The sequence below is a fragment of the Microbulbifer maximicatervae (SeqCode) genome (genome assembly GCF_052467385.1).
This window is the reverse complement of sequence record NZ_CP174311.1, coordinates 567,762-582,012: the sequence shown is the minus strand read 5'-3', so window position 1 is coordinate 582,012 and position 14,251 is coordinate 567,762. Positions and strand designations below refer to the sequence as shown.

Genomic DNA, 14,251 nt, shown 5'->3' with positions numbered 1-14,251 from the left:
GCAACAATCATCAATCATCCTCCGCAGTCATTGAGTTCTGGATTCCGCCAAAGTACCTGGCGGACTATGGGCAAATTAGCACTACCCGGGGATAGGAGCAAGGATAATCCCGGGAAGCCTCTTAGTAATTGCCCCGCCACAAAAAGCAAAGCCGGCAAAAGCCGGCCTTCGAATCCGATTACAGCGAGTGCATCACCTTTCTCGACTCACCATAACCCGATCAGTTGAGTATAGATCCGGCTTTTTCTTTCGCCATCGCGTTTACTCGAGAAGCATCTTCTCCTGCGGGTGTTTCCACCAAGTGACGAATTTATAAAGGTTTTATGACACCCCCAACCACCTCCCCCAGACCTCCACCTCCTCGGGGTGGGAGGCCGTCAATGCGTGACTGCGATTCAATACCAATTGAGAGAACCGCAACAAGTACAAAAAAAATGGGAAGCGCTATGCCAACAACAAAATTTACAGGGCCCGGCACAAAGGCCGGGCTGATTCTGGGGGCAATCTTCTGCTCCATCCAAATACCGGTGTGGGCATCTGACACACCAGACCCCACAGAGGTCAATATTCCCGGCAACCTACAAAGCCAACTGGGCTGCGATGGCGACTGGCAACCAGGTTGTGTCGCCACCCTGCTCAGCTATGACAGCGAAGACGACAAATGGCAAGGCAACTTTTGGATACCCGCCGGCAACTGGGAGTACAAAGCCGCTCTCAACAACAGCTGGGATGAAAATTATGGCTGGGGCGGCCAGAGGGACGGCGGTAATATTCCCCTTAGCCTGGATGAGGCCCGCGAAGTTAAATTTATCTACGACCACGAGAGTCACTGGATCACCGACAACCACAATAGCGTGGTCGCCACTGTAGCCGGCAACTTCCAATCCCTGCTGGGGTGTCCGGGAGACTGGCAACCCAGTTGCCTGCGCAGCTGGATGCAGGATGCCGATGGAGATGGCACCTACACCTTTATCACCTCAGCGCTGCCTGCCGGTTCCTATGAATTCAAAGTAGCACTTCACGAAGGCTGGGAGGAGAGCTACGGCAACAATGGAGCCAACGTCAGCTTTACCGTGGTCGCCGATTACGACGAAATCTACTTTGCTTTTGACTCGAATAGTAAAGAAGTCACCGTCAGCAGTGACGGCTTCGCCAAGGGTGACCTGAGCAGCGATAAAGCTCACTGGGTGGATACCAGCAGCTTTGCCTGGGATATCCAGGTACAGGAAGGCATCGAGGTTAAATTGCACTACAGCAACAGCGCCGAGCTAAAACTGGAGGACGGTGATATCCGTTCCGATGGCACCATCGATCTCACCCCTCTCGCCACCCTGCCCGACAGCGCCCAACAAAAATTCCCGCACCTGGCCAGTTTCAGTGCCTGGCAATTGCCGGGGCAGGCTTCCACTAGTGATCTGGTAACCCAGCAACTCGCCCTCTCCGCTTACGATGCGGAGGGCACGTTACTGGATGCGACTGGTGTGCAGACGGCAGGCGCGCTCGATGATCGCTTCTACTACGACGGTGAACTCGGTGCCCGTGTCGGCGAGGAGAATATCCAGCTCGATCTTTGGGCTCCCACCGCACGGGCAGTAAAGCTGCACCTGTTTACAGACTCCAGCAGCGATAGCGCCGATCAGGTGGTATCCATGCTGCGCGATGAATCTACCGGGGTTTGGAGTGCCGATATCGACAAGCAGTGGGACCGCAGCTTTTACCTCTACGAGGTCGAGGTGTATTCCTACTTCAGCCGCCAGATTGAAACCAACCTGGTCACCGACCCCTACTCCCTGAGTCTCTCCATCAATAGCGGCAAAAGCCAGATCATTAACCTGAATGACCGGGACCTGAAGCCGCGCGGTTGGGATCGCCTGCGCAAGCCCAGGTTAACCCAGCCGGAAGATATCAGTGTCTACGAGCTGCACGTACGCGATTTCAGTATTGTGGATCAAACTGTCCCCGAAACAGAGCGCGGCACCTTCAAGGCTTTCACCCGCAAGCACAGCGACGGCATGCGCCACCTCAATAAACTGGCCCGCGCCGGCCTCACCCATATCCACCTGCTGCCGGCCTTTGACTTTGCCACAGTCAATGAGGATCGCACGCAGCAGCAGCAAACACCTGACCTCTCAGACTACGCATCGGACAGCAGCGAGCAGCAGGCCCAGGTAGATGCAATTCGCGATACCGATGGCTTTAACTGGGGCTACGATCCATTGCACTACACGGTCCCCGAAGGCAGCTATAGCAGCGCTCCCGATGGACCTGCGCGCATTCACGAATTCCGTCAAATGGTGCAAGGGTTATCCCACTCCGGCCTGCGACTGGTGATGGACGTGGTTTACAACCACACCAGCTCCTATGGCCAATACGACAACTCCGTACTCGATAAAATCGTCCCCGGCTATTACCACCGCCGCAATCTGGAGGGCGGAGTGGAGATGAGCAGCTGCTGCGCAAATACCGCCAGTGAGCACGCCATGATGGAAAAGCTGATGATCGATTCCCTGGTCACCTGGGCCCGGTCCTACAAGGTGGACAGCTTCCGTTTCGATCTGATGGGACACCATAGCCTCGACAATATCCTCAAGGCGCAAGCGGCATTGCAATCACTGACCCCGGCAGCCGATGGTGTCGATGGCAACGCTATCTATCTGTACGGCGAGGGCTGGAATTTTGGCGAGGTGGCCGACGATGCTCGCTTTGTACAGGCCCGCCAGGGCAATATGGCCGGCAGCGGTATCGGCACCTTTAACGATCGCCTGCGCGATTCCGTGCGTGGTGGCAACCCCTTCGGAGGCTTTGAGGAGCAGGGCTTTGGTACCGGTCTGTTCACCGACAGCAACGGTAAGTTTGAGGGAGAAGATGAGCGTGCCACACTGCTAACCCTTGCAGATAAAGTCCGCGTTTCCCTCGCCGGCAACCTGGCGGATTATCCTTTTGAAGATGCCAACGGCAATATCATTATCGGCAGCGAGCTAGTCTATAACGGCCAGCCCACCGGCTATACCGCCGACCCGCAGGAATCCATTAATTATATTGCCGCCCACGACAACGAGACGTTGTTCGACGGAGTACAGATCAAAGCCAGCGACAGCGCCGACTTGGCTGAACGAGTGCGTATCCAGGCATTCAGTAATTCCCTGGTTCTGTTCGCCCAGGGAGTGCCGTTTATCCACGCAGGCCAGGATTTCCTGCGCTCAAAGTCGATGGATCGGGACAGTTACAACTCCGGTGACTGGTTTAATGCACTGGACTTCAGCCTCGCCACCGATAATTGGGCTGCGGGTTTACCTATCGCAGATAAAAATGAAGATAACTGGTCCCTGATGCAACCTTTACTGGCAAACCCGGAACTGGCTCCCGAGCGCCGGCACCGCTTGTGGAGTTCTGCTCTATTCCGCGAGCAACTGGCGATTCGCAACAGCTCTCCCCTGTTCCGCTTGTCTGATGCAGAGTCCGTAGAGGCACACCTTAATTTCCTCAACACCGGACCCGACCAGATTCCTGGGCTGATTGTGATGGAGTTATCCGATTCCAATGGCAACATCGATCGCCGCTTTGAACGAATTGTGGTGCTGTTTAATGGCGATGACGAATCATTGGAATTTACCAGCGAAAACCTTATTGGTGAGTACCTATTCAAGCACCCACGTCAGCGCCGATCAGTAGACTCACGCCTGCACAAAGTAAAATTTGATAGGAGCAGCGGCACCTTTACTCTGCCCGGCCGAACTACCACAGTATTTGTGCAGCCACGCCGTAGATATTAATTCTTTATAAATTTTGAAAGGCCGGATTTTCCGGCCTTTTTTTCATTTTTTAGAAACTAATTTCCCGGCTCTCACCAAGTAATCAGCTCGCAATTGTCATATTCCGCAGATTGATTTAGCGTGTACCTAAATAATAAATAGGTGTACAAATCATGAAGCGTCTCCTTCTCTGCGGCATCGCAACTCTTCTCTCATCCGCGACACTGGCAAAAACTACTGTTATCCATGCAGGCACACTCCTCGCCGTTCCCGGTGAGAAACCTTTGCAAGAGCAAAGTGTAATTATCGAGGACGGCAAGATCAGTGCTGTCAGATCCGGTTATGTAAGCCCGGATAACGCTGAAGTCATTGATCTTAAGAATAGTTTCGTAATGCCGGGCTTAATGGATATGCACGTGCATTTACAAGGTGAGCTGGGCCCTAAAAATGATACCGAGGCTCTCAAGATGTCCATGCCGCTGACCCAGATGCGCTCGCAAATGTTTGCCATGCGAACCCTGGAGTCTGGTTTTACCACTGTGCGCGATGCTGGTAACAGTGGTGAAGAAATGTATGCGATGCGCGATGCGATCAATAAAGGTTGGGTAGATGGCCCGCGAATTGTTGCAGCCGGCAGGTTGGGAATAACTGGTGGCCACGCAGATATCAGCGGGGTCAGTCCAGAGCTAATGGAGCTGCATGATGACAAGACCAAAACTGTATGCGACGGCCCCTACGAGTGCCGACGCGCGACCCGCCATGCGATCAAATATGGTGCTGACTTTATCAAGATTACCTCTACCGGTGGTGTGCTCACCGATCGCGCTACCGGAACTGGTCAGCAGATGGAAATGGATGAGTTAAAAGAGGTGGTCCTTGCAGCCAAACGTATGGGCCGCAAGGTGGCCAGTCATGCGCATCAGGAAGAAGGCATTATCGCCGCACTGGAGGCTGGTGTAGACAGTATTGAGCACGGCACCTACGCAGGTCCCCGCGCCCATAAGTTATTTAAAGAAACCGGCGCTTATCTGGTTCCGACACTTCTCGCCGGCGATACTGTGGTACAGCTGGCAAAAAATACCGATGTCTTATCTGAGGCTCAGAAGGAAAAAGCCATTCGTGTTGGCACAGACATGCGCGGCAATTTCCGTAAAGCGGTCAATGCCGGAGTAAAAATTGCTTTCGGTACCGACTCAGGTGTATCCAAGCACGGCATCAATGCCCGCGAGGCGGTACTGATGAGTGAAGCCGGTATGGACAATATGGCCATCCTGCAATCCGCTACCGTTAACGCCGCCGACCTGATCGATATGAGCGATTCACTGGGCACCATTGAGTCCGGTAAGTACGCCGATATTATCGCCACCGATGGCTCGCCACTGGATAATATCGATGAACTTTTAGATGTGGATTTTGTGATGAAAGGGGGCAAGGTCTTTAAGAATTAAAAGCCTCTGAAAAGTTTAATAGCGAAATTAAAATATTCGAACCCAGTTTTAATTAATTTCTACAAAATAAAAAAGGCCGGATAACTCCGGCCTTTTTTATTGGGGTGCTTAAAGAAAAGTGAAAGTTAGTTTTCCTCTTTTCCTTCTTCATCCTCATTTTCGATCAAGTGACCAAGTTTGCCTTTTTTGGTGGACAAATACTTGGCATTGTGGGGATTACGTCCGGACTGGTGCGGCAGACGCTCAGTCACATTGATGCCCAAGTCCTCCAGCGCTTTTACCTTACGCGGGTTATTGGTCATCAAGCGAATGGCATGAATACCCAGGTGTTCGATCATTGCTTTCAGAATTGAGTAATCCCGCATATCGGCGCCAAAGCCCAACTGCTCATTGGCTTCCACTGTATCCGCACCACAATCCTGCAAGTGGTAAGCGCGAATCTTATTTAACAGACCGATACCGCGGCCCTCCTGGCGGAGATAGAAAATAGCTCCACGCCCCTCCATCGCTATGCGATGCATCGCATGTTGTAGCTGGGCACCACAATCACAGCGCAGGGAGAAAAGTGCATCCCCGGTCAGGCACTCAGAATGAATACGGGCCAACAGAGGCTCTTCGGTATCGAAGTCACCCATGGTGAGCACTACGTGCTCTTTTCCGGTTTCCACTTCCTCGAAACCGTGCATCTCAAACATACCCCAAGAGGTGGGCAGTTTTGAGGATTCCACAAAACGAATGGTCAACTTAATACCTCTTTAAATCAGTGTCGGGCGCGCAGTAGCAGCACACCGCCCTGCTGCTCCATATCAACCCGACTGAGAAAACTATTGCCGAGAAGCACTACGCTGGGAAAATCATCGGAGTGTACAGTCGCATCAACATTGTGAAGCTTGATTCCGCCAATGGTTACACTGTTCAAGCTCACTTTGTAAGCCCTGGTAACTCCATTGGCAGTGGAAACCCGTATTTCTTGTGCAGTATCCAAATTCAAACCGAGACGGCGAGCGGAGGGATAATTGAAGGCAATGCTGGTAGCACCGGTATCCACCATCATCGGCACTCTCATGCCATTAACCCAGGCATCCGTCATGTAATGACCCCGGCTATCAGCGGAAAGCCGTACTTCAGCTTTTGCCGCCTTGGCAAAACTGGTTGCGATAGGAGCCGCCAAGGTCAGCTTTTGCTCCTGCCCAGCAACACTGATCCGCGCATAACGAGTAGTTGCCTCCAGTAGGGTGACGCCCTCTGGGGATTTTTGTCCCGCCTTAAGGATTTTCTGGCGGCCATCAATCTCCAGCATGGCGCTATCGCCAAACAGGCCTTTTAGCTGCACCTGCTGTGCATTGACATTCAGTGCAAATAAAAAGCTAACTATAAATACAAAATAGCTGCGCATTGATCTTCCCTATCCAACCTAGACACCCAGTACCCATGCGGTTAATTGCAGCACCAGTGACGCGTAAACGGCGGCCAGTATATCGTCGAGCATAATTCCAACGCCACCTTGCACCTTGCGATCAGCCCAACCAATGGGCGGGGGCTTGGCAATATCAAATATCCGGAAGAGGACAAAACCGTATAGCGCCCAAGCCCAACCTGCAGGAGCCATAAACATGGTGAGCCAGTAGCCCACCATTTCATCCCAAACAATACCGCCGTGATCGTGAACTCCCATTTTCTTGGCAGCTGCACCACATAGATAGCAACCTACCACACCGGTAACAAACACAATGGCCAGATACCAGAATGGAGGCAAATCCTTCATCAACCACCAAAAAGGAATCGCTGCCAGGGTACCAAACGTACCCGGCGCTTTGGGTGCCAGCCCGGAGCCGAACCCAAATGCCAACAGAAGAGTGGGATCGCGCAACAGCTGAGAAAATGTCGGGTTGTTAATGCTCATGTTATTGAATTCTCACAAAGGCACTATGGTCTACACAATGACTTAAAAGTGCCTATAGCCTGGCGATTGAGCAACCCAGGGGTTCCCGTGATAGGAGCAGCGTACCTGCGCCCCCCCCTCAACGAGTTTCCCTATGGGTGTGAAACCCAGCTGACGAACTTGATCAACAGCGGCTGCCGGTGCAGTAAAACAGAGCTGATAGTCATCCCCTCCACAGGCCGCCAGCTCTACGGCAGTATCAGCTGCCAATCGATTGGCCAGGGGTGCTATGGGCAGAGATTCCAGGTTTATTTCTGCTGCCACACCGCTCGCTTTGCAGATATGTCCCAGATCCCCTAATAATCCGTCGGAAATATCCAACGCACTGGTAGCAATGCCTGCAATCGCGCTGGCGGTTTCTAATTGCGGCTCGGGAAAATAGAAAGCCTGCTCCGCCTCCCGCCGCACTGACTCAGTCACATTCCGCTCTGCCAAAATAACGGGCAGGGCTGCTGCGGCAGCGCCCAGTGGGCCGCTCACATAAATATTGTCGCCGACAGAAGCGCCGTCCCGCCGGAGGGGCTTTTCGGTATGGCCGATCACCTGAATCGTAATGGACAAGGGGCCAGCGGTAGTGTCGCCACCCACAAGGGAAACCCCAAACTTGCCGGCAGTTTCCAGCAGGCCACTGGCGAATTTCTCCAGCCAAACGGAGTCGCTATCGGGTAAGGTCAGGGCAAGGGTAAACCAGAGGGGGCGGGCATTCATTGCCGCCAGATCACTGATATTCACACGCAGTGCACGGCTCGCAACCATGAATGGGTCAGCACCTGCGGGGAAGTGACGGCCTGCTACCAGGGTGTCCATAGAAGTGGCCAGCTGCCCGCTGACAGGTGCTTGCAATAGCGCGCAGTCATCGCCAATCCCCAGGGCTACACCTTCGCCCTGGGGAGCGCGGGCGAAGTAATCGCGGATGATCTCAAACTCCCCCGGCGCTTTAGACATAATTGCTGGCTCAGCCCTTCTTGTCTGCGGCTACCTCTGCCGAGCGCAGGTCCGCAGCGGTCTTATCCAAAATGCCATTGATAAACTTGAAGGCATCGGTGGGACCAAATTTTTTCGCCAGGGCCACCGCCTCATTAATGACAACCTTGTAAGGCACATCGATACGGTTTTTCAGCTCGTAAGTGGCCATGCGCAACAGCGCGCGGGATACAGGGTCCAGGTCTTCCACTTTGCGATCCAGGTGCGACGTGTAAGCGCCCTCTACCTCATCAAGGTTTTTCGCTACGCCGTGGAAAATATCACGAAAATATTCCACGTCGGTTTTGCTCATATCATTATCGGCGTGAAACTCGGCCTCAATGGAATTAAGGCTGGCGCCGGCCATCTGCCACTGATAGAGCGCCTGCATGGCGTAGTGACGTGCCTTACGGCGGGCGGATGCAGTTACGGTCATTGTCTTTTCCGGTAGATACTTCACAGAATGGGCTGCACCGACACACCTTTTGTGCCGGCGCGCCGGCAATTAAATCTTGCCGAGTAGGGAAACCATTTCCAGGGCGGTTTCGGCGGCTTCACAACCTTTGTTGCCAGCCTTGGTGCCTGAGCGCTCGATAGCCTGCTCAATGGAGTCCACAGTCAGCACGCCAAAGGTGACGGGAATGCCAGTATTCATGGATACCTGAGCCAGGCCTTTGGTGCACTCGCCAGCCACATACTCAAAGTGCGGGGTGCCACCACGGATAACCGCGCCCAGGGCAATAATGGCATCGAACTTTTTAGTCTCAGCCAACTTCTGTGCCGCCAGGGGAAATTCGAATGCGCCCGGGGCGTAGTAGATAGTGATATCTTCATCCTTGATACCCTTGCGGCGCAGGGTGTCCAGTGCACCATCCTTTAGGCTTTCAACCACAAAGCTGTTCCAGCGGCTCACCAACAGTGCGTATTTGCCCGTACTGCCGACAAAGTCCCCTTCGATCACTTGAATATTACTCATAATTTTCAATCCGTATTTCTTGTCCATCGCCGCCGCTATCAGGACAGTAGCGGCGCTTCAGTATTGTTACTCTTTTACTAGGGTTGCGGCGCTTCCACGTTCAGGTATTCCTCTACCTCCAGGTCAAACCCGGAAATAGCACTGAACTTGAACGGTGCGCTCATCAGGCGCATTTTGCGCACCTTGAGATCCCGCAGAATTTGCGAACCGGTACCTACCTGCTTGTACACCAGGTCCTGGCTGGGGCGCTGTTGCTTGCCGCTGATCAGCCAATCAATGCTCTCTTCGATTTCTTCGGTGGTTTCGTTGTGGCAGATCAGTACCACAACACCCTTGCCCTCTTCTTCAATACGCTGCATCGCGCGGCGGAAGGTCCACGGGGTGAATTTTTCATCGCCGCGCTGAATCGTAAGCACATCGCGCAGAGTATTTCCCACATGCACACGAACCAGGGTCGGCTCTTCTGGGGTGGGGTCGCCTTTAACAAAGGCAAAGTGGCGTTCGCGGCGAGCCTTATCGAGATAGGTGCGCAGCTTGAACTCACCGAACTCGGTGCGCACCTTGCGCTCATTAACGCACTCGACGGTTTTCTCATTCAGGGCGCGATAGGTAATCAGATCGGCGATAGTGCCGATTTTCAGGTTGTGCTCTTTCGCGAACTTTTCCAGGTCCGGGCGGCGGGACATGGTGCCGTCTTCATTCATGATCTCAACAATCACCGCAGCCGCCTCAAAACCCGCCAGGCGGGCCAGGTCGCAACCGGCTTCGGTGTGGCCTGCGCGGCTTAATACACCGCCGGGCTGGGCCATAATGGGGAAGATATGGCCGGGCTGTACAATATCGCTGGGCTTGGCATTTCTGGCCACAGCGGCGCGAACCGTGCGCGCGCGATCGGCGGCGGAAATACCGGTGGTGACACCCTCTGCCGCCTCAATGGATACGGTGAAGTTGGTGCTGAACTGGGCTCCGTTGTCCCGCGACATCAGCGGCAGGTCCAACTGCTCACAGCGCTCTTTGGACATGGGCATACAAATCAGGCCACGGGCATGAGTGGCCATAAAGTTGATGTCTTCAGCGCGAATCTGCTCCGCAGCCATCACCAGGTCGCCCTCGTTCTCGCGATCTTCATCATCCATCAGGATTACCATTTTGCCCTGGCGGATATCGTCGATCAGTTCTTCAACCGTATTTAGTTCCATGGTTAACTCTGGATAAATTTATCAATTGCAAATAGAGCGGCTATCGCTGCTGTTTTCGCCGTGGTGCACGGCCCATCTTTAGCGCTTGTAAAACCCGTTCTGGGCCAAAAATTCGAGGGTCATACCCCCACCACTAGGCTTGGCTGCCTCATCACCGAGGAGTAGCCGCTCCAAGTAGCGCGCAATCAGGTCCACTTCCAGGTTGACCCGAGTACCGGCGGTATAGCCGGCCATAATCGTTTCCTGCAACGTGTGTGGCACTATGGTGAGTTCAAACTCAGCCCCATCCACGGCATTGACCGTGAGGCTGGTGCCGTCGACGGTGATAGACCCTTTATGGGCAATATAGCGAGCCAGGTTTTCCGGTGCGCGCAGGCGGAATCGCTCGGCGCGAGCCTCGGACTTGCGCCATACCACCTCGCCAATACCATCCACATGGCCGCTGACAATGTGTCCACCCAGGCGGGTCTGGGGTGTTAGTGCTTTTTCCAGATTGACCCGGTCGCCTTTTTTCCAGCGGCCCACCGTTGTCACATCCAGGGTTTCCGCAGAGACATCCGCCCAGTAACCATCACCGGGCAGGTCAACAACCGTGAGACAAACACCATTGGTGGCAATACTGTCCCCCAGTTGCACATCACCCAGATCCAGCTTACCGCTGCGCACACGCACACGCAGGTCGCCGCCCTGGGGTTTTAACTCTGCAATCTCGCCTAAGGCTTCAATAATTCCGGTAAACATCAGCGCTCGATATCGGTTGTTGCAGTAATGCGCCAGTCGTGACCAACTGCGCGCATATCGGTAATCGTAATCGGCAGCATCGAGCCCATACGCTCGATAGGCAGTTCAAACAGCGGTCGCCCGGTGCTACCCAGCAGTTTTGGCGCCATATAAACAATTATTTCGTCGACATGGCCCCGGTAGAGGAATTCACCAGAGAGGGTCGCACCGCTCTCTACCAAAACTTCATTGCACTGGCGTCGCGCCAACTCCTTGAGCAGGGCGAGCAGGTCTACGCGGCCCTCTTTGTCGTGGGGTAAAACCACGACTTCCGCACCCGTTTTCTCAATACGCTCGCGGCGCTCGGCCTCCGCGCGCTCTGTCGTGCACACCAATGTGGGGGCATCCCCCTGCAAAATAAAGGCTCTCGCTGGGGTACGCAGCTGGCTGTCAACAATTACTCGCAGCGGCTGCACTTCGGCGGCTCGCTCTGCGGCCAGCATTTCCAGTGCCATTTCATCGGCGCGCACATTGAGATTGGGATTGTCGAAGCGCACCGTCTCAACCCCGGTAATCACTGCACAACTGCGAGCGCGCAGGCGCTGTACATCGGCGCGAGCCGCAGGGCCCGATACCCACTTTGACTCCCCACTGGCCATAGCGGTGCGCCCATCCAGGCTCATGGCGGATTTGCTTCGCACCAGGGGCAGTCCCAGGGTCATACGCTTGATAAAGCCAGGGTTTAGAGCGCGACACCTCTCTTCCAGGATGGGACCTTCCACTTCAATCCCAGCATCGCGCAATATTTGCAATCCGGCACCGCTGACATTCGGATTCGGGTCCTGCATCCCGTAAATAACCCGGGCCACGCCGGCCTTTACCAGCGCCTCGGCACAGGGACCTGTGCGGCCGGTATGGCTGCAGGGCTCAAGAGTGACATAAACCGTAGCCCCCTGAGCCAGGTCGCCGGCATCACTCAGGGCTTCGATCTCAGCGTGGGGTTCGCCGGCCCGCTTGTGCCAGCCTTCGCCGACAATATTGCCATCCCCGTCAGTAATCACACAGCCCACTCGCGGATTCGGCATAGTGGTGTAGAGACCGCGCTCTGCTAACTGAATAGCGCGGGCCATCAGTGCTTCCGCACTGTGTACAACCGTTTGACTCATTCTGTCTTCGATCCCTTACTGGTCAGGCGTTCAATCTCTTCTCTAAACTCGCTGACATCCTCAAAGCGGCGATAGACAGAAGCAAAGCGCACATAGGCCACCTGGTCCAGCTCACGCAGTTGCTCCATCACCAATTCACCAATAGCACGCGCCGGCAACTCCCGTTCTCCGGTCGCCTGCAGGGCGTGTTTTATTTGAGATACCGCCGACTCCACCCGCTCGATACTCACCGGGCGCTTTTCCACAGCGCGCTGAATACCCGCGCGCAACTTGTCTTCATTAAACGGCTCGCGCTGGCCGTTTTGCTTGATCACTCGCGGCAGCAGCAGCTCCGCAGTTTCAAATGTGGTAAACCTCTCGTGGCACTCCAGGCACTCGCGCCGGCGGCGTACTTGGTCGCCCTCAGCCACCAATCGGGAATCGACTACTTTTGTTTCTTCTGCGCTGCAGAACGGACAGTGCATGTGGGATTATCCCCGGAATGGAAAATGGGCCGCAGTTTACCACAGCCGTTGCACTGTGTGACCGCGGCACGCACAGACACAGTGCATCGCAAATTCAACAGGGACACATAAAAAAAGCGGCTCTATGAGCCGCTTTTTTGTCAGCAATGCTGATCAGCCTTTTTTATACACAGGAAACTCTGCGCAAATACCCAGAACCTTCTGCTTCACATCGGCGATAGTGGCTTCAACATCACCTTTCTCCAGTGCGTCCAGCACGTCGCAGATCCAGTGAGTAAGCTGCTGGGTTTCCTTTACACCAAAGCCGCGAGTGGTAATTGCCGGGGTACCAACACGCAGGCCGCTGGTAATGAAAGGAGAGCGCGGGTCGTTAGGTACCGCGTTCTTATTAACGGTGATGTTGGCATTACCCAGGGCTTCATCCGCATCTTTACCGGTGTACTCTTTACCAATCAGGTCAACCAGCATCAGGTGATCATCGGTCCCACCGGATACAATGTTGATACCGCGATCGAGGAAGGTCTCCGCCATTGCGCGGGCATTTTCCACAACCTTCTTCTGGTAGGCCTTGTATTCGGGGGTCATGGCCTCTTTGAAAGAAACCGCTTTCGCCGCGATCACATGCATCAGCGGGCCACCCTGGCCACCGGGGAATACGGCGGAGTTGAGCTTCTTCTCAATTTCTTCGTTGGCGCGCGCCAGGATGATACCGCCGCGGGGGCCGCGCAGGGTTTTGTGAGTAGTAGAAGTCACAACATCGGCGTGGGAGATTGGGGAGGGATACTCACCAGCGGCAACCAGACCTGCAATGTGAGCCATATCCACAAACAGGTAAGCACCCACTTTGTCAGCGATCTCGCGGAAACGCGCCCAATCCATCACTCGGCTATAGGCAGAGAAACCAGCCACGATCATCTTCGGCTTGTGCTCAAGCGCCAGGCGCTCAACTTCCTCGTAATCCACTTCGCCAGTTTCCGGGTTCAGACCGTACTGCACTGCATTGTAGATCTTGCCGGAAAAGTTAACGCGGGCACCGTGGGTAAGGTGGCCACCGTGGGCCAGACTCATGCCCAGTACAGTGTCACCTGGGGCGCAGAGCGCCTGGTAAACAGCCGCATTAGCCTGTGATCCTGAGTGCGGCTGCACATTGGCGTAGTCAGCACCAAACAGCTCCTTGGCGCGCTCAATGGCCAGGGTTTCCACTTTGTCCACGTACTCACAACCGCCGTAATAACGCTTGCCTGGATAGCCCTCGGCATACTTGTTAGTCAGGCTGCTGCCCTGAGCTTCCATTACCATTGGGCTGGTGTAGTTCTCAGAGGCGATTAACTCGATATGGTCTTCCTGACGAGAGTCTTCCTCCTGGATGGCTTCCCAAATTTCCGGGTCGTAAGAAGCTAAAGTGACAGATGAATCAAACATGGTGTTCCCTCGGTAAAGCGGGCTTGAGTAGAGGCTTGTAAAACTCGATACCACAGCGCCCAGACTTATGAGTAGGACCAAAGGCTCCCAGCGTGGGATGGCCCTACTGCTCAATGCATTCTGGGCATTTTAGAAAGGCGCGCATTGTACACCAAGGGCAGCATGAATGCGCAAATGCAGAGACGTGGCGGGACCAACC

The 14,251-nt window shown here is 54.5% G+C and carries 13 protein-coding genes; 2 read left to right on the top strand and 11 right to left on the bottom strand.

The window, feature by feature from the left end:
• Positions 1–446: 446 nt before the first annotated feature.
• Both pulA and ACJJIR_RS02545 read left to right on the top strand, forming a co-directional pair.
• On the top strand, positions 447–3,773 hold the full coding sequence (gene pulA / locus ACJJIR_RS02550; RefSeq protein ID WP_444907221.1) for a pullulanase-type alpha-1,6-glucosidase: 3,327 nt from the start codon (positions 447–449) through the stop codon (positions 3,771–3,773).
• A 152-nt stretch (positions 3,774–3,925) separates the two neighbouring features.
• Complete coding sequence (locus ACJJIR_RS02545; protein ID WP_444907220.1) at positions 3,926–5,200, top strand: amidohydrolase family protein; 1,275 nt, start codon at positions 3,926–3,928, stop codon at positions 5,198–5,200.
• Between the two features lie 125 nt (positions 5,201–5,325).
• Here ACJJIR_RS02545 and ribA read toward each other — a convergent pair whose 3' ends face one another.
• From ribA to glyA, 11 genes are all read right to left on the bottom strand, one after another.
• Positions 5,326–5,943, bottom strand: coding sequence for a GTP cyclohydrolase II (gene ribA, locus ACJJIR_RS02540; RefSeq protein ID WP_108734569.1), 618 nt, complete (start codon positions 5,941–5,943; stop codon positions 5,326–5,328).
• 17 nt (positions 5,944–5,960) lie between these two features.
• Positions 5,961–6,596: a retropepsin-like aspartic protease family protein gene (locus tag ACJJIR_RS02535; RefSeq protein WP_444907219.1), complete on the bottom strand. Its 636-nt coding sequence runs from the start codon at positions 6,594–6,596 to the stop codon at positions 5,961–5,963.
• 18 nt (positions 6,597–6,614) lie between these two features.
• Positions 6,615–7,103 carry a phosphatidylglycerophosphatase A family protein gene (locus tag ACJJIR_RS02530; protein WP_413663383.1) on the bottom strand — a complete coding sequence of 163 codons (489 nt, stop codon included), beginning with the start codon at positions 7,101–7,103 and terminating at the stop codon, positions 6,615–6,617.
• 42 nt (positions 7,104–7,145) lie between these two features.
• Positions 7,146–8,087 carry a thiamine-phosphate kinase gene (thiL, locus tag ACJJIR_RS02525; RefSeq protein WP_444907218.1) on the bottom strand — a complete coding sequence of 314 codons (942 nt, stop codon included), beginning with the start codon at positions 8,085–8,087 and terminating at the stop codon, positions 7,146–7,148.
• Positions 8,088–8,097: 10 nt separating this feature from the next.
• Positions 8,098–8,541, bottom strand: coding sequence for a transcription antitermination factor NusB (nusB, locus tag ACJJIR_RS02520; protein ID WP_282931196.1), 444 nt, complete (start codon positions 8,539–8,541; stop codon positions 8,098–8,100).
• Between the two features lie 69 nt (positions 8,542–8,610).
• The gene (gene ribH, locus ACJJIR_RS02515; protein ID WP_108735355.1) at positions 8,611–9,081 is read right to left on the bottom strand and encodes a 6,7-dimethyl-8-ribityllumazine synthase; all 471 of its coding nucleotides are present in this window, start codon (positions 9,079–9,081) and stop codon (positions 8,611–8,613) included.
• A gap of 77 nt (positions 9,082–9,158) precedes the next feature.
• A complete protein-coding gene (ribBA, locus tag ACJJIR_RS02510) occupies positions 9,159–10,280 on the bottom strand; it encodes a bifunctional 3,4-dihydroxy-2-butanone-4-phosphate synthase/GTP cyclohydrolase II (RefSeq protein ID WP_413663385.1) in 1,122 nt (373 codons plus the stop codon).
• 78 nt (positions 10,281–10,358) lie between these two features.
• Positions 10,359–11,021, bottom strand: a complete 663-nt coding sequence (locus ACJJIR_RS02505; protein ID WP_108734575.1) for a riboflavin synthase — start codon at positions 11,019–11,021, stop codon at positions 10,359–10,361.
• The gene (gene ribD / locus ACJJIR_RS02500; RefSeq protein WP_413663386.1) at positions 11,021–12,166 is read right to left on the bottom strand and encodes a bifunctional diaminohydroxyphosphoribosylaminopyrimidine deaminase/5-amino-6-(5-phosphoribosylamino)uracil reductase RibD; all 1,146 of its coding nucleotides are present in this window, start codon (positions 12,164–12,166) and stop codon (positions 11,021–11,023) included. The genes ACJJIR_RS02505 and ribD overlap by 1 nt, the downstream gene beginning before the upstream one ends.
• Positions 12,163–12,630: a transcriptional regulator NrdR gene (nrdR, locus tag ACJJIR_RS02495; protein ID WP_108734577.1), complete on the bottom strand. Its 468-nt coding sequence runs from the start codon at positions 12,628–12,630 to the stop codon at positions 12,163–12,165. Before nrdR ends, ribD begins: the two co-directional genes overlap by 4 nt.
• A 153-nt stretch (positions 12,631–12,783) precedes the next feature.
• Positions 12,784–14,052, bottom strand: a complete 1,269-nt coding sequence (glyA, locus tag ACJJIR_RS02490; protein ID WP_108734578.1) for a serine hydroxymethyltransferase — start codon at positions 14,050–14,052, stop codon at positions 12,784–12,786.
• Positions 14,053–14,251: the final 199 nt, after the last annotated feature.